Origin of the sequence: Robiginitalea sp. (assembly GCF_049588695.1) — a bacterium.
Taxonomy (GTDB): domain Bacteria; phylum Bacteroidota; class Bacteroidia; order Flavobacteriales; family Flavobacteriaceae; genus Robiginitalea.
The window spans coordinates 1-9149 of the sequence record NZ_JBAVZJ010000061.1; the positions used below are offsets into that span (position 1 = coordinate 1).

A 9149-nucleotide genomic window follows, 5' to 3' on the forward strand; every position below is an offset into this window, starting at 1 on the left:
CATTATGCGTGTCGGGCAGTTTTTTAGTACCATTAGTAAGGATGTGCGCAAGGACTTCAAAAATCCTAAACTGATCTCTATCCTGGAGTTTCCGGTTTTATTTCTGGGTGCCAAACCCTCCAAGACCCCGTCCTTTTACAGTTTTATGAATTATGCCGATTTTGGTCTGGGCACCTGGCATCCCAAAGGCGGTATGTACGAGGTGGTCAAAGCGATGACACAACTGTCAGAGTCCCTTGGGGTATCATTCAGGACCGGGGCTGCTGTTGAAGAAATATTACTTTCAAATGGTGCCGCCAAAGGTATAAAGGTAAATGGAGAAGCCATTCTGGCGGATATAGTACTCAGCGGCGCAGATTACCACCATACCGAGACGCTCCTTCCGAATTCGGACCGGCAATACACCGAGAATTATTGGAATTCCCGAACCTTCGCCCCTTCTTCCTTATTATTTTATGTTGGTTTTGATAAAAAAATTGAAGGCGTTCGGCATCACAACCTCTTTTTTGATACGGATTTCGATCGTCACGCCCGTGCGATTTACGATGTTCCTGTTTGGCCAAAAGACCCTCTTTTTTACGCGAATTTTCCATCGGTCACAGATCCTGGGATGGCTCCTGAGGGGAAGGAAGCAGGCTTTTTCCTGATGCCACTTGCCCCGGGAATTGCAGACTCACAGGCCCAACGGGATGCTTATTTTGAGGTGTTGCTCGACCGACTTGAGAAAAGAACTGGGCAAAGCGTCCGAAATAATATTATATTTAAGCAGGATTTTTGTGTGAACGATTTTGTAAATCGCTATAATTCCTTCAAAGGAAATGCCTATGGCATGGCCAACACTTTATTGCAAACCGCCTTTCTAAGGCCGGGTTTGGAAAGTAAAAAAGTTAAAAACCTATTTTTCACTGGGCAATTAACCGTTCCCGGGCCGGGTGTTCCCCCCTCCCTGATATCTGGTAAATTGGTCTCTGAGCTAATCGCGCAACTAAACGCTGCCTGAGTATGAAAGCCCTGTTTGATTCGGTCTCTTATTCCTGTAGCCAACTGGTTACCAACCGCTATAGCACGTCATTTTCCCTGGCGACTAAGATGTTGTCGGACAGTATCCGCCAGGATATCTATAATATTTATGGCTTTGTCAGGTTCGCCGATGAAATCGTCGATTCGTTCCATGAATACGACAAAGAAAAATTGCTGGACGATTTTGAAGAGGATCTGGAATATTCTCTGGAACACGGGATAAGCCTCAATCCCATTCTCAATGCCTTCCAGCACACCTATCACAAATACACCATCCCGCATCACCTGGTGGCTTCCTTTATGAAGAGCATGCGGATGGACCTGCACAAAAAGGAGTACAAGACCGAGGCGGAATACCGCGAGTACATATACGGGTCCGCGGATGTCGTTGGGCTTATGTGCCTCTGCGTTTTTGTAAATGGGGATCAGGAGCGGTATGAGGAACTCAAGGAATCGGCTATGGCCCTGGGGTCCGCTTTTCAAAAAGTAAATTTCCTCCGGGATCTGAAAGCCGATTTCGACGGTCTGGAGCGCACTTATTTTCCCAATACCAACCTCCTGGAACTGGATGAAGTTTCAAAAGCCCAGATTGTCGCTGAGATTGAAGCCGATTTTGCCAAGGGTTATATGGGGATCCTCAAACTTCCCGGGGAGTCTAAATTCGGGGTGTATATGGCCTATCGGTATTACTCCAAATTGCTGAATAAACTACGGAAATTACCCTCTCTTGAAATAAAAAATTCAAGAGTTCGGGTACCGAATTATCAAAAAGTTGGTCTCCTGGCCCGCTCATATGTAAGATATCGCTTAAATTTGGTATAAGCTATGCAAGTACTGTACTGGATCGCACTGTTTATCGGAACCTTCTGTTTTATGGAGTTTATGGCGTGGTTCACCCATAAATACATCATGCACGGTTTCCTGTGGACCCTTCACAAAGATCACCACCACAAGGACCACGACTCCTGGTTTGAAAGAAATGACGCCTTTTTTATTTTTTATGCGGTGGTCAGTATGTCTTTGCTGATGACCGCGGCAAATACCTCTTTCTGGCAGGGATACCCGCTTGGTTTCGGTATCCTGGCCTATGGAATTGCATACTTTATGGTTCACGATATCTTCATCCACCAGCGGTTTAAGCTTTTCCGGAATGCGAATAACTGGTATGCCCGGGGCATACGGCGCGCTCACAAAATCCACCACAAACACCTAGGAAAAGAAGACGGTGAGTGTTTTGGAATGCTCTTCGTCCCTTTTAAATACTTCAAGAAATAAAAATCAATGGCGCGTGCTTGTATTGTAGGTGCTGGCATTGCGGGCCTTGCGTCATCTATCCGGCTACGTGAAAAAGGATACGAGGTTTCGGTTTTTGAAGCGAACCCCTACCCCGGCGGAAAAATGCATGCAGAAAATTACGACGGATATCGCTTTGATCTCGGTCCTTCCCTCTTTACCCTCCCACATCTGGTGGATGAATTATTCGAATTATGCGGAGTGGATTCCGAACACCATTTACCCTATATCCGTAAAACAGTGCTCTGTCATTATTTCTGGGAAGATGGTACGCGTTTTTTTGCACCTGCAGATACTACTCGTTTTATTGAGAAGGCCGCACAGACTTTTGGAGAATCTCAAAAACGAATTCGGCGTTATTTGGAGAAAAATCAAAGAAAATACGAGCTTACAGCTCCCCTGTTCCTGGAAAAATCCCTGCACAAGTTTCAAACTTATCGATCCGGACAAACCTTGAAGGCCTTGCTCTCAGCCGGTGGGCTGGGTATCTTTACCAATCTGGATGGGTTGAATCGCGCCTCTTTTTCAAATCCAAAACTGGTGCAGCTTTTTAATCGTTACGCTACATACAATGGCTCAAACCCCTATAAAACACCAGGTATAATGTCTATGATCCCGCATTTGGAGATGGGCATGGGCACTTATTACCCAAAGGGTGGTATGCATCGTATCCCTATCAGCCTTTATGAACTCGCATGCTCCCGGGGTGTTTCTTTTTCTTTCAATACTCCCGTATCCCGTATCCTTACCCATAAGGGAGAAGCCACGGGTATTCGGGTTGGGGAGCAGGACATCCAGGCCGATATAGTGGTATCCAATATGGACATTTATCCTACCTACCGCAAAATGCTTCCGGATCACAAAGCTCCCGAACGCACGCTCTCTCAGGAACGCTCGAGTTCGGCACTTATCTTTTACTGGGGTATGAATAGGGTATTCCCTGACCTGGATCTTCATAACATATTTTTTAGCGCAGATTATCCGGGGGAATTCAGAAAAATATTTGAAGAAAAATCACTCTCAGAAGACCCGACGGTCTACATTAATATTACCGCAAAAGAGAGTCCTGAAGATGCCCCTTCAGGGGGCGAAAACTGGTTTGTCATGATCAATGCCCCCGGCGATTACGGGCAGGATTGGGATGCCCTGGTAAAACAGGCGCGCAAAGCCATCCTGCGCAAACTGAGTCGCATGCTCTCTGTTGAGTTGGAGGACTACATAGCCGTGGAAGAAGTATTGACCCCCGGCGGTATCGCTAAGCGCACGAGTTCCTACAGAGGGGCTTTATACGGTGCGGCCAGCAATAACCGGTTTGCCGCCTTTCTGAGGCATCCGAATTTCAGCCGCCGGATTAAAGATCTCTATTTTGCCGGTGGATCGGTGCATCCGGGAGGTGGGATTCCACTCTCCCTGCTTTCGGCAAAAATTGTCAGCAATTCAGTGCCTGCCCCATGAGCAACCTCAAAAATATATTGGAATCCCGGAAACTGGACATTGGCATCTTCCTGATATGGCTTTTGCACATCAGCGGACTCATTGGGATTTTATCCGGTCAGGGGGCGTGGTTTGTGCCCAAAACACCTTTGAACCTGTTACTGATGGCCCTTTTGTTCATCTGGATTTTTCCCCTGAATACGGGTCGAAAAATATTCCTTTTTGTCTTTATCTGTATCACTGGCGTTTCTGCTGAATGGATAGGGGTACATACAGGATGGCTTTTTGGTTCATACCACTATGGTGAAAACCTGGGTCCGAAACTCGATGGTATTCCCTACCTGATTGGCGTAAACTGGGCCCTACTCAGTTTTTGCAGTGGATGTGTCAGCAGGAACCTTCCATTACCGCCCCGGGCCCGTATCCTTTTCGGAGCACTGCTCTTGGTAATCCTGGATTTTTTTATGGAGGGCCTGGCTCCCCTGCTGGATTTCTGGACGTTTCAGGGGGGGGTACCCACCCTTTGGAATTATATCTGCTGGTTCGTCCTGGCTATTGTTTTTCTCTGGGGATATGAAAAACTCGATATTCAGGGTAATCGCAAGTTCTCGCTACACATTCTCAGTGCCCAGTTTGTGTTTTTTATGAGCCTGTACCTCTTCTTTTGAGAGACTCCCGAAAGGCCCTGAGATCTGGTATGTCCTTCCAGTCTCCAATTATCTTATAGGGCTGGAATCGGGCAAAAAGTTCCTCCTTATACCACCCCAGTTCACGGGTTTTGCGAATGACTTCCGAATGCGCTTTTGTCCCGTAGGCATAGGCCTTCATGGCATCTTCGTCTGACCAAAGGCTGAAGGTCGCCATATCTACAAAAGGGGTTTCCCCAATCCCCTTGGTATATATCAGGCCCCGAATACCCTTGAGGGGGCGCTGGGAGTCAGGGACATTTTTCCAGAAGGTGCGAAGATATTTTTTACGGATTGTAGCCCGGGTAATTACAGCCAGCGCACTATTCCCGGGTTCCGGCGCTACGGCAGGCTCAAACGGATTGATCCCGTTCCATTTACCTTTGGATTTGACCGGACGCATATAGATGGTAAGGGATTCCTCTGAATTGTACAAATACCTTTGGAATTGAGGGTGGTTTTTGAAAAAAGCGACTGCTGAAGCTTCCGTATCCCATACCTGTAAAACCCCGTAAACCCCCCAGTCGGGCCTGGTCGAAAATCCTTCAGCACCGGTACCCAGCAATTTTAGAAATCGCATGCCCTCGGTTCCTTTCAACCTGCCTGTAGCAAGCCCCATTTGCGAAAGGGCCCATACCTTCCGCCTCCAATTTCCATAACGAAACAGTGCAAGGGTAGTAATCTGTGACATAGTTATAGTTACTGAGGGTTCTCCAGGAGCCTATCCAGCAATTCCCGCACCTTTGTCGTATTCCAGTCGGCCATTCCTTCTTGATCTACAACCATATAACCCTGCCGGTCTATCAGGTATGATCGGGGTGGTTCGGTATCCGGGAGCGGACTCTCGCTTTGCAGAAATTGATAAGTGACGGGAAAGGTGAAACCATGGTCCTCTATAAATGCTTCAGCCGGGGGTCGCTCTTCATTAGTAATAATATAGAAATCAACCCGATCCCCATAATCCTCGTAAAGTTCCTGTAAGGCCTTCAACTCCGGCAGACTGGGCAATCGCCAGGATGCCCAAAAATCAATTAGCACAATCTTTCCCCTGGAGCGCTCGAAATTGAAAAAATCACCTTTGGAGTCTTTTAGGGTCCAGTTGTAAAAAGGGAGTTTTTGTCGATCCGATGTCCTGACAATATCAGGACTGAACGAGAAAAGCTGCATAAGGGCAATCTTGGAATACTCCCCCAGGGGCGTCACAAAAAACGACACCACGAACAGCATCAGCAAGATATTGAGGAGTGTCTTTTTTTTGACTTTCATTCCAGGATTATGAGATATAAAAAAACCCTGCATACCGCAGGGTTTTCTTCTCAGCGCAACTTAACCTTTTGCGCTTTGCTTTTTAATCAGGTTCAGGGCAGAACCTTCATGGAACCATAATATCTGGGCCTTGTTATACGTATGGTTGGCCATAATGGTGTCAGTACTGCCATCTTTGTGAACCACCTCAATAGTTAGCGGTTTGCCCGATGCAAAGGATTCAATATCCACAAAATTAAAAGTGTCATCCTCCTGAATGAGGTCATAATCGGCCTCATTGGCAAAAGTAAGGGCCAACATGCCTTGTTTCTTCAGGTTCGTCTCATGGATTCGCGCGAAAGATTTCACCAGTACCGCTGCGACGCCGAGATGACGCGGTTGCATAGCCGCATGTTCCCTGGAAGAGCCTTCCCCGTAGTTGTGGTCTCCCACAACCAGGGTCATAATACCAGCAGCCTTATACTCCCGTTGCGTATCCGGAACCCCGCCGTATTCTCCGGTCAATTGATTTTTGACGAAATTCGTTTTCTGGTTAAAGGCATTCACAGCCCCGATGAGCGTATTGTTGGCAATATTGTCCAGATGGCCCCGGTACCGTAGCCAGGGACCCGCCATTGAAATGTGATCCGTGGTACATTTCCCAAAGGCCTTAATCAATAATTTCATCCCTTGCAGATCATCCGGTTTGATAGGTTCAAAAGGTTCGAGGAGCTGGAGTCGTTCAGAATCCGGGGCTACAACCACCTGAACACTGCTTCCGTCTTCCTTAGGCGGTATAAATCCGGCATCCTCGACAGCAAAGCCTTCAGGCGGCAACTCATAACCTCTCGGTTCCTCTAGTCGCACTTCCTCTCCATCTTCATTGATGAGGGTATCGGTAAGGGGATTAAAATCAAGTCTACCGGCAATCGCTATGGCGGTTACCAGCTCCGGGGAGCCTACAAATGCGAGGGTATTCGGGTTCCCGTCTGCACGCTTCGCAAAATTCCGGTTAAAGGAATGAACAATTGTATTTCGGGGGCCATTGGCAGCCTTGTCCCCATAGCGATCCCACATCCCGATGCACGGACCGCAGGCGTTGGCAAATACCGTGGCTCCAATATTGTTGAAGGTGTCTATAAATCCATCCCGTTCAATGGTGTACCTGACCTGCTCGGACCCTGGGGTAATAGTGAAATCCGCTTTGGTTTTTAGTTTTTTATCGGCTACTTGTTTCGCCAGGGAAGCCGCCCTGGAAATATCTTCGTACGAGGAATTGGTGCAGGAACCGATCAGCCCAACCTCAACGCGCAAAGGCCAGTCGTTTTCGCGGGCCGCCTCGGACATTTTTGAAATCGGGGTCGACAGGTCCGGAGTAAAGGGTCCGTTGAGATGGGGCTCCAAAGTGCTCAGATCGATCTCAATAACCTGATCAAAATAAGCCTCCGGGTTTGCGTAGACTTCGGGGTCAGCCGTCAGGTATGGCGCTACCTCGTTAGCAGCATCCGCCACATCGGCACGTCCGGTAGCCCGCAGGTAACGATCCATGGAATCGTCATATCCAAAGGTAGAGGTCGTAGCCCCTACTTCAGCTCCCATGTTACAAATAGTTCCTTTCCCTGTGCAAGACATAGAAACGGCCCCTTCTCCAAAATACTCAATGATGGCCCCGGTGCCCCCCTTTACAGTGAGGATATCAGCTACCTTGAGGATAACGTCTTTAGGGGCTGTCCACCCACTTAGTTTACCCGTTAGTTTCACCCCGATGAGTTTAGGGAATTTCAATTCCCAGGCCATCCCCGCCATCACATCCACCGCATCTGCGCCACCGACCCCGATAGCTACCATTCCGAGGCCTCCGGCGTTTACCGTATGCGAATCTGTCCCGATCATCATCCCCCCGGGAAAGGCATAGTTTTCCAAAACAACCTGATGTATAATTCCGGCACCCGGTTTCCAAAAACCGATACCGTATTTATTCGATACCGATTCTAAAAAATCAAAAACTTCATTGCTGGTTTGATTGGCCCGTTTTAAATCGGCCTCTGCCCCTACCTTCGCCTGAATGAGGTGATCGCAGTGCACGGTAGTGGGAACAGCTACTTTAGGTTTCCCGGCATGCATAAACTGCAGCAGTGCCATCTGTGCCGTCGCATCCTGGCAGGCTACACGGTCCGGGGCGAAATCCACATAATCTGTCCCCCTCTCGAAGATGCGTTCCGGCATACCCTCCCACAGGTGGGTGTACAGGATTTTCTCAGAAAGGGTTAAGGGTTTCCCCATCAATTCGCGCGCCTTATCCACACGGGAAGGGAATTGGGAGTAAACCGCCTTGATCATATCGATATCGTATGCCATAGTCTTCAGGATTTCTGTGTTTCTAACGCTATCAAAAGTACTAAAATGAAAGGGTATTTAAAACTATTGAGAAGGCGATTCAGCTGATTTGACAAAATCACATTTCGGAAGGTTTAACTTCGATGATTTCATACAGAGAAGGCAGCGCGATTATAAACTCCCCAAGGGGAATAGTGCATTTTTAAGGACTCCAATCATAAACCCCGGGCGGGGACTTCCCGCTGAAGCACGGAGCACGGAGCACGGAGCACTAAAAGTACGGGTTCAAACGAATCAGAGGAGCTTATCTATAATCACCTCATCGGAAATACCTTCGGCCTCGGCTTTGTAATTCCGGAGGATACGGTGCCGGAGGATGCCGGGGGCCACAGCTTTCACATCGGCAATATCAGGAGAAAAACGACCGTCAACAGCTGCATGTGCCTTAGCGGCCAGCACGAGGTTCTGAGAAGCTCTCGGCCCTGCCCCCCAGTCCAGATACTGGTTGACGAGTTCTGAAGCCCCTGCCTGACCCGGACGGGTCTTCTGAGCGAGCTCCACAGCGTATCGCACCACATTGTCAGGAACGGGAATCCTTCGAACCAGATGTTGGATCTGAAGTATCTCCTCTGCTGTAAACAAAGTGACTATTTCCGTTTCCCGATCATCAGTGGTATTCTTCACCACCTGTATTTCCTCTTCCAAACTCGGGTATTCCAATTGAATGGCAAACATAAAGCGATCCAATTGTGCTTCCGGCAAAGGATATGTGCCCTCCTGCTCTATCGGATTCTGGGTTGCCAGCACAAAATAAGGCTCCTCCAGTTTATATTGCTTGCCGGTAATAGTCACCGCACGCTCCTGCATGGCTTCCAGGAGGGCGGCCTGTGTTTTCGGGGGGGTCCGGTTTATTTCGTCCGCCAGGATAATATTGGCAAAAACGGGGCCCTTCACAAAGACAAATTTTCGATCCTGGTTGAGCACTTCACTCCCCAGGATATCGCTGGGCATTAAATCGGGGGTAAACTGTATTCTCTTGAAGTCGAGGCCGAGGGTTTGCGCTATGGTATTGACCATGAGTGTCTTGGCCAGGCCCGGAACGCCGATCAACAAAGAATGTCCCCCGGTGTAGAT

9 protein-coding genes are annotated in these 9149 nt (G+C 48.4%); 5 read left to right on the plus strand and 4 right to left on the minus strand.

The window, feature by feature from the left end:
* The 5 genes from WBV75_RS01245 to WBV75_RS01265 all read left to right on the plus strand — a co-directional run.
* A partial coding sequence (locus tag WBV75_RS01245) for a phytoene desaturase family protein (protein ID WP_424118847.1) occupies nucleotides 1-1000 on the plus strand: 1000 nt, incomplete at its 5' end.
* A 2-nt stretch (nucleotides 1001-1002) separates the two neighbouring features.
* A complete protein-coding gene (locus WBV75_RS01250) occupies nucleotides 1003-1842 on the plus strand; it encodes a phytoene/squalene synthase family protein (RefSeq protein ID WP_424118848.1) in 840 nt (279 codons plus the stop codon).
* A 3-nt stretch (nucleotides 1843-1845) separates the two neighbouring features.
* Nucleotides 1846-2295 carry a beta-carotene hydroxylase gene (locus tag WBV75_RS01255; protein ID WP_424118849.1) on the plus strand — a complete coding sequence of 150 codons (450 nt, stop codon included), beginning with the start codon at nucleotides 1846-1848 and terminating at the stop codon, nucleotides 2293-2295.
* A 6-nt stretch (nucleotides 2296-2301) separates the two neighbouring features.
* Entirely contained in the window at nucleotides 2302-3768 is a 1467-nt protein-coding gene (crtD, locus tag WBV75_RS01260; RefSeq protein ID WP_424118850.1) for a 1-hydroxycarotenoid 3,4-desaturase CrtD, read from the plus strand.
* Entirely contained in the window at nucleotides 3765-4415 is a 651-nt protein-coding gene (locus tag WBV75_RS01265; RefSeq protein ID WP_424118851.1) for a carotenoid biosynthesis protein, read from the plus strand. The genes crtD and WBV75_RS01265 overlap by 4 nt, the downstream gene beginning before the upstream one ends.
* On the opposite strand, the gene WBV75_RS01270 is transcribed toward WBV75_RS01265, so the two are convergent.
* The 4 genes from WBV75_RS01270 to WBV75_RS01285 form a co-directional block, all read right to left on the minus strand.
* Nucleotides 4390-5124 (minus strand): DUF3291 domain-containing protein, encoded by a 735-nt coding sequence (locus WBV75_RS01270; protein ID WP_424118852.1) that lies wholly within the window; start codon nucleotides 5122-5124, stop codon nucleotides 4390-4392. The genes WBV75_RS01265 and WBV75_RS01270 overlap by 26 nt on opposite strands.
* 8 nt (nucleotides 5125-5132) lie before the next feature.
* Nucleotides 5133-5699: a TlpA family protein disulfide reductase gene (locus tag WBV75_RS01275; RefSeq protein ID WP_424118853.1), complete on the minus strand. Its 567-nt coding sequence runs from the start codon at nucleotides 5697-5699 to the stop codon at nucleotides 5133-5135.
* A 60-nt stretch (nucleotides 5700-5759) separates the two neighbouring features.
* Nucleotides 5760-8036 carry an aconitate hydratase gene (locus WBV75_RS01280; RefSeq protein ID WP_424118854.1) on the minus strand — a complete coding sequence of 759 codons (2277 nt, stop codon included), beginning with the start codon at nucleotides 8034-8036 and terminating at the stop codon, nucleotides 5760-5762.
* Between the two features lie 273 nt (nucleotides 8037-8309).
* The coding region (locus WBV75_RS01285) for an AAA family ATPase (RefSeq protein WP_424118855.1) at nucleotides 8310-9149 on the minus strand (840 nt) is incomplete at its 5' end.

Coding starts and splice junctions, on each gene's coding strand:
- WBV75_RS01250 (WP_424118848.1), top strand. CDS start 1,003: ATGAAAGCCCTGTTTGATTCGGTCTCTTATTCCTGTAGCCAACTGGTT.
- WBV75_RS01255 (WP_424118849.1), top strand. CDS start 1,846: ATGCAAGTACTGTACTGGATCGCACTGTTTATCGGAACCTTCTGTTTT.
- crtD (WP_424118850.1), top strand. CDS start 2,302: ATGGCGCGTGCTTGTATTGTAGGTGCTGGCATTGCGGGCCTTGCGTCA.
- WBV75_RS01265 (WP_424118851.1), top strand. CDS start 3,765: ATGAGCAACCTCAAAAATATATTGGAATCCCGGAAACTGGACATTGGC.
- WBV75_RS01270 (WP_424118852.1), bottom strand. CDS start 5,124: ATGTCACAGATTACTACCCTTGCACTGTTTCGTTATGGAAATTGGAGG.
- WBV75_RS01275 (WP_424118853.1), bottom strand. CDS start 5,699: ATGAAAGTCAAAAAAAAGACACTCCTCAATATCTTGCTGATGCTGTTC.
- WBV75_RS01280 (WP_424118854.1), bottom strand. CDS start 8,036: ATGGCATACGATATCGATATGATCAAGGCGGTTTACTCCCAATTCCCT.